This is a genomic window from Chryseobacterium sp. CH21 (assembly GCF_004119445.1).
Lineage (GTDB): Bacteria > Bacteroidota > Bacteroidia > Flavobacteriales > Weeksellaceae > Chryseobacterium.
The window spans coordinates 130,730-147,427 of record NZ_QICI01000036.1 but is presented as its reverse complement, the minus strand read 5'-3'; the positions used below and the strand labels follow the sequence as shown (position 1 = coordinate 147,427).

Below are 16,698 nucleotides of genomic sequence, written 5' to 3'. Positions count from 1 at the left end.
TAATACATTAAAATTAAGATATTTGTTAAGAATGTCCAATGTAACAGGTGATATGGCTAGCATTTAGAGATCAAGAATTGACTATTCACAATTTCAAGGTCAATATGTGAATGGCGCTTCGCAAGTGAATGGTGAATTTTCGTTTCGCAAAAAATTGACAAGCGCAGCGAATTGACTATTCACTATTCACTAGACAACCTAAAATTGATGATCTTTCACATTCTCCTTATACCACGATGAATATTTGACGTAGTTATCTGCAATCCTGTTCACTTCTCCTTCCAATAATTGGGCATTGATGTCTTTGATTTTTCTTGCCGGAACTCCGCCCCAAACTTCTCCGGATTTTATATGAGTACCCTGAGTAACTACAGATCCTGCTCCTACAATAGAATTCTCTTCTACAAGGCAGTCATCCATTACAATAGCTCCCATTCCAATCAATACATTATCCTTAATGGTACATCCATGTACAATGGCATTATGCCCGATAGAAACATTATTCCCAATGTTCAGAGGGTGTTTCTTGTAAGTACAATGAAGCATTGCATTATCCTGAACATTCACCTTATCACCCATTTTGATATAATGTACATCGCCTCTGATTACCGCATTATACCAAACGCTGCAGTCTCTTCCCATCGTAACATCCCCAATAATGGTAGCGGTTTCTGCTAAAAAGGTATTTTCTCCAATCTGTGGTGCTTTTCCTAAGAGTTCTTTTATAAGTGCCATAAGTATTAATTTGAAAATTTAAAAATAGGCCAGTTTGAAAATTAAAATATACTATCTTTTTATGTATATAAGTTCTAAATTACAGTGATAGCAAAAATCTAACTCTCAATTTTCAGCTTCTGACTTCTAATGCGTATTTTTGTATCTCAAATTTAACGAAAAAATGCGTACCGTACTTATAGAACCTACCGAAAACCCGAAAGTAATGAAATTTGTTACCGATTACAATCTCATTCCCGGGTCTTTAGAGTTGGACAGAAATTCAGATATATCAGAAATTCCTTTGGCTCAGGAACTTTTCAATTATCCGTTTGTGGAAAGAATTTTCATTACGGCTAATTTTGTGGCTGTAGCTAAACAGGATACGATAGAATGGGAACATGTAGCTGAAAGTCTGAAAAATGTAATTGAGGACGAATTATTGGCCAACCCAAGAATTTATCTTCAGAAGAAAAAAGAAATGTATCAGATTTATGCTGAAATGACTCCGAATCCTAATGTAATGAAATTTGTTTCGAGCAAATTACTGATGGATGGTTTTGTGGAAGTAAAATCGAGAGTTACCGCTGATGGAGTTCCTTTGGCAGAAGCTATTTTTAAAGAATTTGATTTTGCAACGGAAGTTTTTATTTCCGACAATTTCGTAGCGGTTACAAGAAACAATTCTGTAGAATGGCACCAGGTAATGATGGCTGTTCGTGGTCTTATTGCTGAATATCTTCAAAATGGGGGTGAAATTGCTAATATTGAACCTCAGAAGCATGAAAACCCTGTTGAAAAAATCATCAACAGAGATTATACGGAAGATGAGCAGAAAATTTCTGACATTTTAAATGAATATGTAGCTCCTGCTGTAGAAAATGATGGTGGTAAGATTTCTTTGATGGAATATGATCAGGAGAATAAAACAGCAAAAATGCTTTTACAGGGAGCTTGCTCAGGCTGCCCAAGTTCTACGGCTACTTTGAAAAATGGAATTGAAAATATCTTAAAGCAATTCGTTCCTGATTTAGTGGAAAAAGTGGAAGCTGTAAACGGATAATAATAGCTGAAATGCCTTACGGAAAGAAAATTGTAGTCATTATTGGAAGTGCTTCGGAAAATTCCAGCAACCTGAGACTGATGGAACAGGTAATGGAAAATATGAACAATACTGACTTCCAAATATACAGTGATCTTTCTGTTCTTCCCCATTTTGATACTGTTTTAACAGATGAGAATACTCCTGAAAAGGTATTGAAACTGAGAGAAGATATTAAAAATTCATCAGGAGTGATATTTTCTACTCCCGAATATATTTTCAGTATTCCGGGCAGATTGAAAAATATGTTGGAATGGTGTGTTTCTACTACTATTTTTTCTGAAAAGCCTGTGGCCGTAATCACGGCTTCAGCCAGTGGAGAAAAAGGTCACGAAGAGTTATTATTGATTTTAAAAACTCTGGGTGCAACTGTAGCTGATAAACATCAGGTATTGATAAAAGGAATAAAAGGCAAATTTGACAGCAATGGCTTACTGGAAAGTAATACCTTTGCTAAAATATCAAAATTAGTAACAGATTTTACAACTTCTGTTTCATAATTAAAATTTAGAATATTGAATAAGAAAGGAATTTTACTGGTCAACCTCGGATCACCGAGATCAACCTCTGTAAACGACGTAAAGGAATATCTTGATGAATTTTTGATGGATGAGAGAGTGATTGATTACCGCTGGATCTTTCGTGCTCTTCTTGTACAGGGAATCATCCTGAAAACCAGACCTGCCAAATCTGCTGAAGCGTATAAAACGGTTTGGACAGATGAAGGTTCACCGTTGGTTGTCATCACGGAAAAAATTCAGAAAAAGCTTCAGAAACTGGTAGATGTTCCTGTGGAAATCGGAATGAGATATGCACAGCCAAGCATTGAAACAGGTATTCAGAAACTGGTAGATCAGGGAATCACGGAAATTGTTCTTTTCCCTTTATATCCTCAATATGCCATGAGTACTACGGAAACCGTGATTGAAAAAGCAGAAGAGGTAAGAAAGAAAAAGTTTCCAGGGATAAAAATCAATTATATTCAACCTTTTTACAACAGGGATATTTATATCAACTGTCTGGCAGAAAGTATTAAAGAAAAGCTTCCTGAAAATTTCGATGCACTCCAGTTTTCTTATCATGGAGTTCCGGAAAGACATATTTATAAGACGGATCCTTCGAATACCTGCAAAATTGATGATGCTAACTGTATCAACAGTCAGGTGGATACTCACAATGCCTATTGCTACAGACATCAGTGTTATAAAACTACAGAAGCAGTAATTGCTAAAATGGGTCTTCCGAAAGAGAAAACCATTGTTTCTTTCCAGTCAAGATTAGGAAAAGACAAGTGGATTGAGCCTTATACAGACGAAACATTGGAAACAAATGGCAAAAGAGGAGTAAAAAATCTGGCTATTGTCTGTCCTGCTTTTGTTTCTGACTGTCTTGAGACACTGGAAGAGATTTCTGTGGAAGGTAAAGAACAATTCTTACATGGTGGAGGTGAAAATTTCCATTATATTCCATGTTTGAATGATGAAGACCGATGGATTGAAGTTGTAAAAACCCTTTGTGAAGAAAAACTGAATGATTTCTATTTGGTATAACTCACTTGGATCAAAATATACAAAAGGCCACAAGAACTAACTTGTGGCCTTTTCGTTGAATATATTAAAGATTTGGTGTCTACTTTTTAATAAGGTTTCCGGCTTTCTGTCCGTTTACTGTTACCACATATACTCCTGGAAGCATATTGGAAGGTAACTGGATATTCAGCTTATTGATACCATCTGTCATTTCAACTTTTTCAGAAATCTCTTTCTTACCCGTCAGACTTACAAGTTCTACAATTCCTTTTCCTGCTTTCCCTTCAAAGTTCACCGTAAATCGATCAGTTGCAGGGTTTGGACTTATTGTATAAAGCTGAGTATCTGTAGCAGCTACTTTTCCTGCCGGAGAAGTTCCTCCTCCTACACCTACAGCGTTCCATGCATTTTTAACCTGAGTTACTTCATTGCTGGTTGCGCCGTATAAATCTGTGGCAGCCTGAATAGAATAAGTTCTGGCATTCGCATACGTAGAAGAAGAAGTAAGATAAGAAGTCAATGTTCTGTAAGCAATAGCTCCTGACTTATCCAGACCAATTCCGGAAACGTTATAGGCAAAGCCTTTGTCATTCGTTCCTGATCCTCCGGTCACTAAAAGATAATACCAGAAATTAAGTACTCCTGAATTGGTATGAACTCCGCAATAATCATTAGACTGGCTTGGAGTAACACAACCTGAAGTTGTAGTTGTTTTCCAGTAGGTTCCCATATAAGTATCAGGCTGACTGTATGCATTTGGATTGGCCATATTTCTAATCACATAATTGAAGTCTTCTCCCAATGTCCAGCTTGCCTGCGTAGGTCTTGCCCAACGCTCAATGGTATTTCCAAAGATATCTGAGAACCCTTCATTCAATGCTCCGGATTCTCTCTGATAAGCAAGATTAGCTGTTTTAGAAGTTAGCCCATGTGTAATTTCGTGTCCACAAACATCAAGAGCAGTTAATGGTTTTCCTCCGTTTGTACTAGAACTTCCATCACCATACGTCATTCTGGAACCATCCCAAAATGCATTAAAATAGTTGGTAGAATAATGAACATAAGATTTAATAGTGAAATTATTATTATCAATACTCTTACGTCCATATTTTGTATAAAAATAATCTACTGTCATTTCTGCTCCCCAATGTGCATCGGTAGCATATTGATCTTTATTGGTATTAACATTATTCCAGTTATTATCTGTATCTGTAAAGTCTACCGCAGAAGCATAGCTGGTTCCTTTTTTCAGATTATAAGTTTCCACAGCTGTTCCTCCATTTCGTCCTGTTTCTCTTAATCGGTAGCTTCCGTTATAAGAGTCTGTTGTTATACTACGGGTTCCGCTATATCCTGTAACTGCTGTTCCCGGGCTGTTCACATCATGAATGATAGCGTCTACGCCTAATACTTTTCCATTTTTAGCATCTACAAAAACATATTGTCTACTTAATGGTTTTTCAGCGTAGATATCGAATTTATAAGCTAATCTTAAATCGGTCATTCTGTCGTCATCAGGATCTGAGTAGTAAACCAATTCACCTTTAGGGGCAAAAGTTGCATTGGGATCACCTGTTTCTTTTTTAAGAAAATCTTCCTCTTCTTTATTTTTCCATTTGTAGGAATCTGCTCCTACGAATGTCAAAGCACTCTGTAATGCTGCATTTTCAGCAAGGCTGGCCTTATTGTCAAGTCCTTTCGGGACTTTAACAACCCACTTTCCTGACTGTCCTACAATTTTGTCATCTTTAGTTTGTACAGCCATCATTCCGTATTCTACAGGAATATCATTAATAGTCTGCTGGAATCTTTGAGTTTCAAAGCCTAATGCATCTTTTTCTATGCCCAGTTTACGAGCTTGCCCGGGAGAAAGTCTCTGAGATGCTTCGTCAAATAAAACTGGGCTGCCCTGAAATGCAGGTGCATTTTTTCAAATCTCATAAATTCGGCATGTAATCCGTTTTTACCCGGAACTAATTTCGATGGAGTGGTTTGTGCGAACACAAAAGAACAGGCGGCAATACTTGCCACTAAGATAAATTTCGTTTTCATAATAATATTTGGTTGATTGTATTGACGAATTTATAAATTTTTCACAACAATATGATATAAACAATGAATAAAATTCAATTGATATTATAAATCAATAAACAAAACACAATAACGATTTTAAAACAAAGAAAACTATTTAAGTATAATTTTTCAACAATATAATTTTTACATTAAAATATTTAATTAAAATAAAAATTTTGTGAATTATTATTTTTCACCATGTAGTGCGTTATAATCGAAAAAAATTAAGATAAATCTGAAATTTATGGTTCAACATGTTCATTATTGACAAAAAAATAAGGACTATCTTAAGAGACAGTCCTGTTTTATGTGTATATTTTTTATTAAAAATGATATTAAATCATTAATTAGCGTTTATTGGCAATTGGCGTTCTGAATTCACCATATCCCATCAATCCATCATAATTCCTTCCGAAAGGTGCATAATAAAGAAATGCCTGATAAAGATTTTCCGTCTGCCAGAAATTACCATTCACTTCTCCAAAGTTCAACCCGCTTCCATCTTTTGTTACTAAAACATAATTATAAAAACCCTGCTTCAGGAATATTTTAGCCACATATTGTTTGGTAGCAGCATCATACTGCATTTGATTTTCTTTACTTGGCAAAAAATTATTAAACCCACCCAACACATAGATCTCTTTATCCACAGGATCAGATTCCAGATAGAAATGCACCCATGAATAATCGGCTTCTCTTTCTGCATCTCTTTCTCTACCCAAATCGTTTCTTCTGTAATACCAGGCTCCATTCACATCCGGCTGGTATTGATAATTTAAAGGAAATGCCCATACCGGATGCAGATAGGTTTGGTTGACATCATCTTTAATTTCCGTGGCACGCACCATATCAGCTGCCATATTCATATTTTTATTATCGAAATAATAAAACTCATTATCTCCGGGGAAGGTAAGATTCATCTGCTGAAAAAGCACCTGATTTCCTAAAACGCTGCTTGGTTTAAGATTGGAAATGACCATATTCGGATTGTTATTCTGCATCACATTCATCGTGATCGAATTAACATTGGAAGAAATATCACCTCCTTTCGGAGAAACATTCACTTCTACCCTCTGGTTAAGATTGGGCTTTTTGCATCTGCAAATCTTGAAATATTTAAAGCGACAGAAGTTACATCTTCTACCAGATAAAACCTTTTCTTGAAAAGAGGCTTGTCTGCAGAGTCTTTGTAGACGATCAGTTCATAATTCCCTGAAACCTTAAGCTGGATTTTATCATTCGGAAAAACCAGTTTATAGTGGGTATAAGCCTGTAATGTGTTGAAAGAATACTGAAACTGATCCAGAAGGGCATTCATACTTCCGGTAGCAAATTCTGTAAAAAACAGATTATCTTCATTCCAGTTTCTGTCATAATGTTTGAAGGTATATCGATAGATCTGACTGCCGTTGGTAAGATCATCAAAGCCCAGAACGAGTTGTTCACCTATCTTAATCACCGGAGTTTCATCATTGGTCTGAGGATTGAACAGCTGAACACTTTGGATATTTTGTCCAAAAACCAGTCCGCCCAAAAAAAGTAAGAGTATTCGCAAAGTTTTCATTATGACGAAGATAACGAAAAATAGCCATTTTCTTAATAATATCGTATTTTTGAATAAAAAATATTCAGATATGCTTCAGATTCAAGGTTTCGTATTCAACTTTGCGAGCGAAAATACGTACATCATTTATAACGAAAATAAAAATGCTTGGTTAATTGATCCGGGAAATATGAGCGGACAGGAAACTCAGGCTATTGACAACTTCATTACTGAAAACGGTCTGAAAATTCAGAAAATTCTTTTGACACATGCTCATATCGACCATGTATTTGGGCTTCAATGGGCTTTTGACACATTCAAAGTTCCTGTGAATATGCATCAGGAAGATCAGGAAGTACTGGATATGCTACAGGCAAGCGGTATAAGATTCGGGATGCAGGTAGATCCTGTAAAAGTGGATGTAGAATATATCAAAGAAGGTGATGAACTTGATTTGGATGGTGAGAAATTTAAAATTTATCATGTTCCGGGACATTCTCCGGGAAGTGTAGTGTATCACAATGAAGCTCAAAAATTTATGATCTCCGGTGACGTTCTTTTTGAAGGTAGTATTGGGAGAACAGATCTTTATAAAGGAAATTATGATCAGCTGATTGAAGGAATTAAATCTAAACTTTTCATTTTGGATAATGACACTCAGGTTTTCTCCGGACACGGAAACCCTACCTCTATTGGATTTGAGAAACAATATAATCCGTTTTTGAAATAAATAATGCTTATATAGTTAACCATTAAGAAGAATTTAAGCAATAAAGCATAGTTAAGATGAATCATTCTGATTTCTAAGCGTAAAGCGAAGCTTATCTTAATACTCTTAACACCTTAATATAATCTTAATGGTTCAAAAAATATGAAACCACCAGAATTTTCCGGTGGTTTCATTGATAAGAAGAAATAGAATCTGTTTTTAGAAATCTAATGTAATGGATGCTCTTACAGCGGCTCCCATAATAGGCCTTGCCATAATGGTTCCATCTCCGTTTGGTGATCCTGCTCTTGGATCTCCTTCTGTGATACCAATGGTATTAAAGATGTTGGTTCCGTCTACTGCAAAGCGTATTTTTCCTAGCTGGTAAGAAGTACCCGCACCAAATTCTGTGAATGCAGGTAATGTCTGTACATTTTTCTCATCCTGGAAACGTTTTCCATAGTAATTCATGCTTGCATACGCTCTCCAGGCTTTTGTAATATTAACTGCCGGTGAAATATTGAAGAAAAATTTCGGCATTCTTCGTACCACATTTCCTTCAAGAACACTTCCTGCTTCCAAATTTTTATATTTAGGACTCTGAACCGTTCCGTTGAATGAAACTTCCAAAATATTATTGAATAAACGGGCATACCCTTCAAATTCAACCCCGTAGTTTTGTGTATTGGCGAAAGTATTTTCAGATTTTCCGTTAGAAAAAATATCCGTAAATGAAAGGTTCTTCAATGTAGAATAGAACGGAATCACAGCAATATCAAAGGTACGCGAGTAATATTTATATCCTACCTCCAGCTGATTGGTTATAACTGATTTTAAAGGTTTATCCGGAGTCGGGTTAGAGAAATAGTTGTAATATGCTTCTTCGTTCGGAGATCTGAATCCGTTAGAAAAACGGGCATACACTGCATTTTCTCTGTTGATTTTATAATTAGCCGCTAAAGTGAAAGATACTTTATCAATATTATAATTCCAGTAAGTATATTTATTTCCTAAAACACTCATATTATCATCAGCAGTTGTCGTGTTGAAAGCATGCGTTCCATCAGTTGTTAACCCTGAATTATTTAAGTTGGAAGTGGTTGTATTGGCAAAATTTCCTTTATAATAATCGTGGCTGTAACGAAGACCTCCATTTACACTTAAAGCATCGGTAATATTATAATCTAAGTTTACATAAAGATCATTCAAGCTTCCCTGTGTTTGAGTATCTCTCTGGAGGAACGTCATGTTGGTCACTCCGTTATACGTTTTTGAATATCCATTATCCAAAGGCGTAAGAGAAGTATCTACAAGGTTCAGCAATTCCGGTCTGTCTGTTGCTGTAGCCAGAATATTACTCCAGTTCCAGTATTGATGAGACTTCCAGTTAGATTTATAGAAACCTGCCGTAACATTCCCTTTGTCAAATTTATAGTTGAACTGTAAGTCGTTCACAAAGTTATTCATCTGCTTGTCGATTGCCCAGAAACCTAATTTTTGAACAAATGCAGGATTTACAATCGCTCCGTTACTTACTAAAGAATATTGATAATTAGTCATACCATAATCTCCACCTTTGGAAACAGGTTTAGTTGCAAAGTCAGCTGCAGTTTCAGGCATTCCTGCAGGGAAAATCCCTGTATAATTCATGTTGATATTAGTATATCTTGTTTTGTTTAAAACAGTGAAATTGTTTCCAAGATCATATTTAAACTCAGCTCCCAGAACATCTACTTTAGGATGAATTCCGTCTTCAAGATTTCTTTTGAAAAATCCTCCTCCGGCTTGTGGAATATTCAGCTGGCTGATGGCTCTGTAGCTGTAGGTTCCATAATTAGGATCAAAACCTGGGAATCCTTTCAGATCATTTCCATTTTGGGTCAAAGGAATCGGAAGGAAGAATGTATTCCTGTCGTCCAGTTTTTTATAATACACTTTTACATAGCCTTTATCAAAGACATATTTCAGGTTCATTCTGATCTGGCCTCCGTCGTTTGCTTTAAAACCGGTTTTTCTAATTCCGCTGTCTGCTCTGTAGAAACCACCGATATTGAAGAATAATTTATCCTGAACCAAAGCCCCGCCTACATTAAGGTCTGTACGCATTAATCCATAAGTACTTGTTTCCAGTTTTGCGGTTCCTCTGAAATCATTGGTTCCTTCTCTGGTAATAAAGTTGATAAGTCCTCCAGGAGAATTGGTGGCGAAAATAGAACCTGATCCTCCTCTTAAAGCTTCCAGACGGCTTACCGAATTATCTACACGGAAAAAGTTATCTGCATTGGCAAATTGAAGCGCACCATCTTCAAAAACCGGAAGACCGTCTTCCTGTACCTGTACAAATTCATAAGCACCGGCAGAAGGAATCCCTCTTGCGAAAAGGTTATTCCCTACCTCTCCACCTGAAGTTTCAACAGCAAACCCAGGTACTCTTTGTAATAAAGCAGCTGCACTAATCGGGTTTTGCTTCTGAATTTCTTTAGCACTAAAAGTGGAAATCGCAGTACTGGATTCTATTTTTTCTTAGGACCGGAATTTCCGGTAATGACAATCTGATCTATAGAAGAAACCTTTGCCGAATCTTTCGGAGTTTCCTGAGCATAAGCATTATTAAAGTATAAAGTAGCTGTTGCGGCGATTAAAAAGATCGATTTTTTTTTCATAGCCATATTTTTTATTGTTAGTTTCAGTTTTGTTGTAATTGTAAATACACTCCATTGGTCCAACCGAATCCATCCTGATTGGGGTATTCCCCGCCGCCTGCTATTGTTTCTGTGTCTAATGCATTGTATTTTTCCATCAGTTTCCCAGTGTTTTTGTAGACCCTTTCTACATTGGAACACCAGTTGTTTTTAATTTTTTCTGCCAGCTCATCAAAGCCGTAATTTTTCATTGCTTTAAATCCTAACCATTGATAAGGAGCCCATGCATTGGGAAGATCCCATTGCTGTCCTGAGTTTTTGGTTGTCGTGACAAGCCCTCCCTGATAAAGGAACTTTTCAGCAACAGCTTTGGCAACAGCCTCAGCCTGTTCCTGATCTGCAATCCCAAGGAATAAAGGGTAAAGAGCAGCAATATGTTCAGACGCTGTGTTTGTGTTTTTTTTAGTGTGATAATCTTTATAATTGTTAGTATTTCCATCCCAGAAATAGGTATTGATCATCTGTCTTCGGCTTGCTGCTCTTTCTGAAAATAATTATTTTTTTCACTCAGATTTTGAAGCGCTGAAGACTTTGCCAAAGTCATTTCCAAATGCCACAAAAGGCAGTTAAGATCAACCTGTGCAAGATTCAGCGTTTCTATCGTCTGTATATTTTCTCCGTCTGCGAACCATCTGCTGGAAAAATCCCAGCCGGATTCACAGGCACTTCTTATGTTTCTGTAAAATTCGTCTCCTGAAGCGGTCTCATGATCTTCAATATCGATCAGATAACTTTCTGGACGTGGTGCATTTTCTGCATCGTAATAACGGTTCAGAATATCTCCGTCTGTTGTTCTCACTACTCTTTTCACACTGGATCCGTTTTCAAGCCATTCTTCGCCATTCATCCAGAAAGCATATTCTTTCTCCAGTGTTTCGTGATATTTCGTATAAATTCTTTCGTCTTGGGTCGTTTCAAAAAGAAGATCCAGCATTAATGAAAAATAAGGGGGCTGAGATCTGCTCAGGAAATGGGTTCTGCTCGCATTCGGAACAAATCCTACATTTAAGATCAGATAAGAACAGTTTTCAATAATATTTTCCATCATTTCTACTCTTCCTGAAACTTTTAATCCAAGCATAATAAAATAACTGTCCCAATAGAAAAATTCATTAAAACGGCCTCCCGGAACAATGTACGGTTTTGGTAATTTTAAAAGCGTTCCTTTTTCTTCATAAGTTGTACGGGTCAGTTCATCCCATAACTTTTCAATATGTTCGCCAATGGGAAGCTGTTCTTCTCTGTGTACAGAAACTCTTGCTCCTAAAAAGTCAAAATGAGTCATCACAAAATCTTTCAGGTTAAAACCTTCAGTATTTTTTGATTTTTCATAATCCTCATTAATCTTTGCAATAGGAAACAGAGGAACTGCATCCGTCATCATTTTCTGATCTTCAAAAATTTCAGATCTCTGTACCGCATCAAACAGACTTTGAATTTCGTTTATGTAAAGCTGATTACTCATTGTTATTTTTTAGGATTAATTTTTAATTTATTCATGAAAACCGCCGATGTGATCAGTAATGAAAGCGGAATCAGGGAAAGGTAAAATGCCTGCTGCCCGCTGAATTCCTGAAAAACAAAACCGGTAATGATAGAACCTATCGTTCCTCCGATTGCTGAGAAAACAACAATCAATCCCGACATCGCACTGTGCAGATATTTCGGAATAGATGCCAGAATTACAGAATTAATGCTTGGATAAATAGGCGCCAGCAAACCTCCCATCAAAGGAAATAGATAGACCACCAAAGGCGCATTCATCCAATTTGTATTCGTGTCAATGTGAATATTATGGGTTAACGGTAAAACCAGCAGTAAGCTGATAGCAAAACCCACCACACAGAAAGAGACCACATAGATCCAGCTGAATTTCTTGGAGAAGAATCCCGATAAAAATCTTCCCAAAGCAAAAGCTCCCGCCAAAACGGCTCCCGCCTGAATACTCATAGAGGTAGGCACTTTTAAAATTTCTTTATAAAATGTTGGTGTCCATGTCTGAAAGCTCTGCTCTACCAGTACAAAAAGGAAAGCGCATAATAAAAAGCATAATACTTTTCTATAGCTGAATAAACTTACACTGTTTTTTAAATCTCCCAAGAGGTCAGTTTTCTCACTTTTGGCTTCCTGTTCGTTCAATTTTGAAAAGAAAAGGAATAAAAAAGATAAGCTTGAAAGTCCTCCCAAAATCCAGTACACATTCAGCCATTCTGTAGATTTCGGATTATGATCATCAATATATAAGCTGAATAAAACATTTCCTGCCAATACTCCAATCATGAAAAAACCTTCCAGAAATCCCATAAAACTGGAATGTTCTTTATCTGTTTCCGTTACCAACCCAATAGAAGTAAAAACCGATATTTTGATTAATGCAAATGAAACTCCTACAGTGGCAAATAATAATTTGAATACCCAGAAATCATTGGTAAACGGCATTACAAAACACATGCAGCTTACCAGCAATAAAGCAATCAGCATTGATTTTTTGATTCCTATTTTTGGAAGAAATGAAGCCAGAATGAAAGAACATATCGCAATCGGAAGATCTTTGAAGCCTTCCAAAACGCTGGCCGAAGATTTTGAAATCCCAAAATTCTGCTGCACCTGTAGAATGACTGTTCCTACAGAATTCAGAAGAATGGCGAAGACAAAATAGTTTAAAAATAAAACGGCCTTGATGTTAAGATTTTTCATTCAGGTTATTTCTTGCCGGCTAAGATAGAAGCATTTGTGTTAACGATAATTTAACACAGTAAATCAATATTTGAACTATATTAATATATTTAGTATTTTTAATGAATAAATATGATTAATTAGATGAAAGTTACTTTTGAAAGGGTGATCCCTAATGAAAAGAGTTCATTCCGGACGATTCATAATAACTCCCCTATTTCAGAATTCAAATGGGAATACCATTATCATCCCGAAATTGAGCTGGTATGTGTCATTTCCGGGAATGGAACCCGCCACGTAGGGTATCATAAAAGTAATTATACAAATGGAGATCTGGTGTTAATCGGGTCTAATATTCCCCACTCCGGATTTGGACTGAATTCTATTGATCCTCATGAAGAAATTGTACTTCAGTTCAAAGAAGAAATCCTTCAGTTTCCTCAGCAGGAAGTAGAAGCCAGATCTATCAAAAACCTGTTGGAGCTCTCAAAATATGGGATTCATTTTCACCATAAAGTAAAAAAAGTAATGCTTCCCAAACTGAAACTGATGCTAGAATCTGAGGGTTATAAAAGATATTTATTATTGCTTGAAATTCTTTTTGAGCTGTCAAAATGTGAAGATTATGATCTTTTAAATAAAGAAATCATGCCCTACACCATTATTTCGAAAAATAAAACCCGTCTTGAAAATATCTTCACGTACGTAGAACATCATTACGATAAGGAAATTGATATTGAAGATGTTGCAAAGCTGGCCAATCTTACTTTGCCTGCTTTCTGCAATTTCTTTAAAAAAGCGACTCAGATTACGTTTACAGAGTTTGTGAACCGCTACAGAATCAATAAAGCATGTCTGCTGATGGCACAGGACAGATCTATTTCGGAATGCAGTTATCAATGTGGCTTTAATAATGTGACGTATTTTAACAGGATGTTTAAAAAATATACGGGAAAGACGCCTTCAGAGTTTATTAAGAATTATTCGCATAATAAGGTGAGTGTATAACTGCTGAGGTTCGGATCTTTCTATAGTGATCAGTAGAGTATCCGGTGGGCTTCATTATAAGCTTTCATATTTTATATATTACTTCTCCGTTGACAGGTTTATTTCAAAAGAAAGGCCCAGACTATATACAATCCAGACCTTTTCTCATACAGAATGAACAAGTTATTATGTATAGACTTCTATTATTAACGTGGTAAGATTTTTATTTGCTTCGCTCTACCTTTAGCCGTATAAAATAATATGTACAGACCACTTCTATCAAAAATAGAAGGTTCCATCTGGAAACTATTAGATCCTTTTTCTACTAAGATATCTTTTTCATACACCATAATCTGATTGTTATTAAATATCTGAATTTTTGCTTTTTCCGCCCGATCAGAAACAACTTCCAAATTATAGATTCCATCTTTAGAATTAGGATAAATCATTCTAATAGAAATATCTGAAGCAGGCTCGTCTCTTTTTCTTCTTAATTCACCTTTTCTTTGATCGTCTACAACAATGTTTATAGTATTTGGATCAACACTTGCATCATGGGCACTAATAACATTGAATAAACTTGGTTTTGTATTTATTCTTGTAGTCATACGATCAGCCTGCCCTTTAGTAAACATCCATCTGCATGGCCCATAATCCATAATATTTTCTACCTGTCTCCTTGTTCCTGGGCATGAAGGAGCGTTCTGGCATGGATTGTTTATCCCATGAGCATTTGGGCTATCATCTATTAAATACCAAAGAGCACCCTCTGCCGGCGGTGTATCTGAAACATGATCACCACCATTCATTTCTGCACAACCACCTTCGAAAGGATGGTCCAGATTGAAATAATGGCCAAATTCATGAGCAACAGTACTTCCAGGGGTTCCATATACTGCCATATCATCATTGAACATCCTGTTATAAGAAAAAACAGTGTAGTCCGAATTTTCAATCACATGATGTCCATTATTTGACATTCCCCGAATCACCCTTACATTTTTTGTATTCGCCGGATAATACCTTGACAAAGAATGTACATAGATTAGCTGCATTGTTTCATCATTATTTTCATTTACCTTCGCTTCAGCATTATATGCATCCTCTTCTGCAGGTATTTGATAATTATAATTTTCCCTGGTTCCTTTTTTTATTATCAAATCAACATCTTTAAACAAAATTCGTGGATTCCCAACTTCTGCTGTAATTTGAGGATTTTTAATATTTCCTGTTTTTGCAGAATAGTAGGTATTGGCTTCTTTTATATAGCTTCCTATTTTATCCTTATAAAAACTGGCATCTTTATGTTCGTTAGGAGATTCTAAAATGGTAACTTTTAATTTTTTTATAATTTTATACTGTTCAGGACCTTTTCCATCGTCCACTAAGTTTAATAGAGCATCGCTTTGTACACCTGGTATTTTAAAATCATAGAGGGTAGCATCTTTAATTGTTACCTTTAAAATTACGGGTTGTTTTCCTGATTGAATGTTGGTTACAACATCTTGACATGGGTTAGGAGCATTCCAAAAAAGAGAGCTTACTTTCCAGCCAATCCAATAAAAAACCGTACTGGTGCCCAATCACAATCTGATACTCTCCAACCGTTTTTTGTATTTGCCCCTAATTGTTTTATATTGTTAGATTTGGCCTCACCCAATACTTTAAAAGAACCATCTGAATTAATTCCAAATCCATATGGAAGTTGAATTGTTTTTTCAACATATTGATTAACACTATTAATATCACTATATGCACTATATACTATTTTAGGGGTACCTGAACTCCCAAAATGTATTAATTTTTGAATTCCATCAGCCTCATTATTATCATGAGCATACACTTCAACTGTAATTTTTCCTCCGGGTTTATCAATTGTTCCTTTAATACCTCCGGACAAATCTGAATTTAAGGCAAGTAAACTGCTATAATCAAGTGTTACCATATCAGACTGGACAGTACCCAAGTCTGCTTTAGGGTTTAATGAGTAAAAGACTTTTTCTCCAACCACTTTAATTTTTTTACTCTTATATACTCTAGGAGCACTGGAAAACCCTGTAATCTCGTTAAATGGGGCTGTTAATTTATATTTTGGAACATAGTAAAAACCAATCTTTTCCAGTTCAGTTTCTAATGTTGTAACTGCAGCATCCGAACTGCTGAAACCATAGATAATAATTTTCCCAAACCCGTCTTTCCGGATCATTCTGGCCATTTCTTCAGCTGTATTTTTTTGGATAGGCGCCCCCATTAAGGTTATGGTACTTACTTTATCATTGGCAACATACTTTGAAAGATATAAGTCCCCATTATAAGACTTTACAGGTATTCTATTAGGTATTTTCCTGTCTTTATCAGGGCCATTGCTTACCCGCTGATGTTCATGGTTAATATTGTATGCACTTTTGAAACCTGAAACCATTGCATTAACAACAATTCTTCCTTCACCATAAAAATCAATTAAATCTATAAATGAGGACGGTTCTGGTATTAAATTTACATTTCCGGCAGAATATTCCTGTTCAGAATAAGGGTATGCTAAATTTATATTGGTGGCATAGTTTGGGGTTTTACTTGTAAGCCATTGATTTCTGGTAGCTCCCTGCGAATAAAGTTTCACTGTACTTATTAGTATAAGAATAAATAATAAACACTTTTTCATA

13 protein-coding genes and 3 pseudogenes are annotated in these 16,698 nt (G+C 36.0%); 5 read left to right on the top strand and 11 right to left on the bottom strand.

The annotated features are described in order from the left end of the window. Positions 1-198: 198 nt before the first annotated feature. Positions 199-735, bottom strand: a complete 537-nt coding sequence (locus tag BOQ62_RS06715; protein WP_105701907.1) for a gamma carbonic anhydrase family protein — start codon at positions 733-735, stop codon at positions 199-201. A gap of 163 nt (positions 736-898) precedes the next feature. Here BOQ62_RS06715 and BOQ62_RS06710 point away from each other — a divergent pair, with 163 nt between their 5' ends. The 3 genes from BOQ62_RS06710 to hemH are packed head-to-tail and all read left to right on the top strand — an operon-like array spanning position 899 to position 3,366. Further along, positions 899-1,777, top strand: coding sequence for a NifU family protein (locus tag BOQ62_RS06710; protein ID WP_129038147.1), 879 nt, complete (start codon positions 899-901; stop codon positions 1,775-1,777). Positions 1,778-1,788: 11 nt separating this feature from the next. Next, positions 1,789-2,316 carry an NADPH-dependent FMN reductase gene (locus BOQ62_RS06705; RefSeq protein ID WP_129038145.1) on the top strand — a complete coding sequence of 176 codons (528 nt, stop codon included), beginning with the start codon at positions 1,789-1,791 and terminating at the stop codon, positions 2,314-2,316. 15 nt (positions 2,317-2,331) lie between these two features. Then, positions 2,332-3,366: a ferrochelatase gene (gene hemH / locus BOQ62_RS06700; RefSeq protein ID WP_129038143.1), complete on the top strand. Its 1,035-nt coding sequence runs from the start codon at positions 2,332-2,334 to the stop codon at positions 3,364-3,366. 79 nt (positions 3,367-3,445) lie between these two features. Here hemH and BOQ62_RS06695 read toward each other — a convergent pair whose 3' ends face one another. From BOQ62_RS06695 to BOQ62_RS06685, 3 genes and pseudogenes are all read right to left on the bottom strand, one after another. Then, on the bottom strand, positions 3,446-5,113 hold the full coding sequence (locus BOQ62_RS06695; protein WP_129038141.1) for a M4 family metallopeptidase: 1,668 nt from the start codon (positions 5,111-5,113) through the stop codon (positions 3,446-3,448). Positions 5,114-5,184: 71 nt separating this feature from the next. Continuing rightward, the gene (locus BOQ62_RS06690) at positions 5,185-5,397 is read right to left on the bottom strand and encodes a hypothetical protein (protein ID WP_129038139.1); all 213 of its coding nucleotides are present in this window, start codon (positions 5,395-5,397) and stop codon (positions 5,185-5,187) included. Positions 5,398-5,765: 368 nt separating this feature from the next. Beyond that, a pseudogene (locus BOQ62_RS06685) lies at positions 5,766-6,982 on the bottom strand (DUF5103 domain-containing protein). Positions 6,983-7,052: 70 nt separating this feature from the next. Between BOQ62_RS06685 and BOQ62_RS06680 the strand changes: the two are divergent. Continuing rightward, positions 7,053-7,691 carry an MBL fold metallo-hydrolase gene (locus tag BOQ62_RS06680; RefSeq protein ID WP_129038150.1) on the top strand — a complete coding sequence of 213 codons (639 nt, stop codon included), beginning with the start codon at positions 7,053-7,055 and terminating at the stop codon, positions 7,689-7,691. A gap of 198 nt (positions 7,692-7,889) precedes the next feature. Here the strand turns inward: BOQ62_RS06680 and BOQ62_RS06675 are convergent, their stop codons facing one another. From BOQ62_RS06675 to BOQ62_RS06665, 5 genes and pseudogenes are all read right to left on the bottom strand, one after another. Further along, positions 7,890-9,776 carry a TonB-dependent receptor domain-containing protein gene (locus tag BOQ62_RS06675; RefSeq protein ID WP_228413780.1) on the bottom strand — a complete coding sequence of 629 codons (1,887 nt, stop codon included), beginning with the start codon at positions 9,774-9,776 and terminating at the stop codon, positions 7,890-7,892. A gap of 138 nt (positions 9,777-9,914) precedes the next feature. Further along, a pseudogene (locus BOQ62_RS23025) lies at positions 9,915-10,145 on the bottom strand (Plug domain-containing protein); the annotation flags it as partial. A gap of 38 nt (positions 10,146-10,183) precedes the next feature. Continuing rightward, positions 10,184-10,333, bottom strand: a complete 150-nt coding sequence (locus BOQ62_RS23020) for a hypothetical protein (RefSeq protein WP_228413778.1) — start codon at positions 10,331-10,333, stop codon at positions 10,184-10,186. A 23-nt stretch (positions 10,334-10,356) separates the two neighbouring features. Then, positions 10,357-11,753: pseudogene (locus tag BOQ62_RS06670) on the bottom strand (trehalase family glycosidase). Between the two features lie 86 nt (positions 11,754-11,839). After that, on the bottom strand, positions 11,840-13,069 hold the full coding sequence (locus BOQ62_RS06665; protein ID WP_129038137.1) for an MFS transporter: 1,230 nt from the start codon (positions 13,067-13,069) through the stop codon (positions 11,840-11,842). Between the two features lie 123 nt (positions 13,070-13,192). Between BOQ62_RS06665 and BOQ62_RS06660 the strand changes: the two genes are divergently transcribed. Further along, positions 13,193-14,056, top strand: a complete 864-nt coding sequence (locus BOQ62_RS06660; protein WP_129038136.1) for an AraC family transcriptional regulator — start codon at positions 13,193-13,195, stop codon at positions 14,054-14,056. Between the two features lie 185 nt (positions 14,057-14,241). On the opposite strand, the gene BOQ62_RS06655 is transcribed toward BOQ62_RS06660, so the two are convergent. Both BOQ62_RS06655 and BOQ62_RS06650 read right to left on the bottom strand, forming a co-directional pair. Then, positions 14,242-15,618 (bottom strand): M43 family zinc metalloprotease, encoded by a 1,377-nt coding sequence (locus tag BOQ62_RS06655; protein ID WP_129038134.1) that lies wholly within the window; start codon positions 15,616-15,618, stop codon positions 14,242-14,244. Further along, the gene (locus BOQ62_RS06650; RefSeq protein WP_129038132.1) at positions 15,576-16,697 is read right to left on the bottom strand and encodes a hypothetical protein; all 1,122 of its coding nucleotides are present in this window, start codon (positions 16,695-16,697) and stop codon (positions 15,576-15,578) included. Before BOQ62_RS06650 ends, BOQ62_RS06655 begins: the two co-directional genes overlap by 43 nt. Between the last annotated feature and the right edge of the window lies 1 nt (position 16,698).

Coding starts and splice junctions, on each gene's coding strand:
- BOQ62_RS06715 (WP_105701907.1), bottom strand. CDS start 735: ATGGCACTTATAAAAGAACTCTTAGGAAAAGCACCACAGATTGGAGAA.
- BOQ62_RS06705 (WP_129038145.1), top strand. CDS start 1,789: ATGCCTTACGGAAAGAAAATTGTAGTCATTATTGGAAGTGCTTCGGAA.
- BOQ62_RS06650 (WP_129038132.1), bottom strand. CDS start 16,697: ATGAAAAAGTGTTTATTATTTATTCTTATACTAATAAGTACAGTGAAA.
- BOQ62_RS06660 (WP_129038136.1), top strand. CDS start 13,193: ATGAAAGTTACTTTTGAAAGGGTGATCCCTAATGAAAAGAGTTCATTC.
- BOQ62_RS06695 (WP_129038141.1), bottom strand. CDS start 5,113: ATGATGGCTGTACAAACTAAAGATGACAAAATTGTAGGACAGTCAGGA.
- BOQ62_RS06680 (WP_129038150.1), top strand. CDS start 7,053: ATGCTTCAGATTCAAGGTTTCGTATTCAACTTTGCGAGCGAAAATACG.
- BOQ62_RS06710 (WP_129038147.1), top strand. CDS start 899: ATGCGTACCGTACTTATAGAACCTACCGAAAACCCGAAAGTAATGAAA.
- BOQ62_RS06665 (WP_129038137.1), bottom strand. CDS start 13,069: ATGAAAAATCTTAACATCAAGGCCGTTTTATTTTTAAACTATTTTGTC.
- BOQ62_RS06690 (WP_129038139.1), bottom strand. CDS start 5,397: ATGAAAACGAAATTTATCTTAGTGGCAAGTATTGCCGCCTGTTCTTTT.
- BOQ62_RS23020 (WP_228413778.1), bottom strand. CDS start 10,333: ATGAAAAAAAAATCGATCTTTTTAATCGCCGCAACAGCTACTTTATAC.
- BOQ62_RS06675 (WP_228413780.1), bottom strand. CDS start 9,776: ATGCGTACAGACCTTAATGTAGGCGGGGCTTTGGTTCAGGATAAATTA.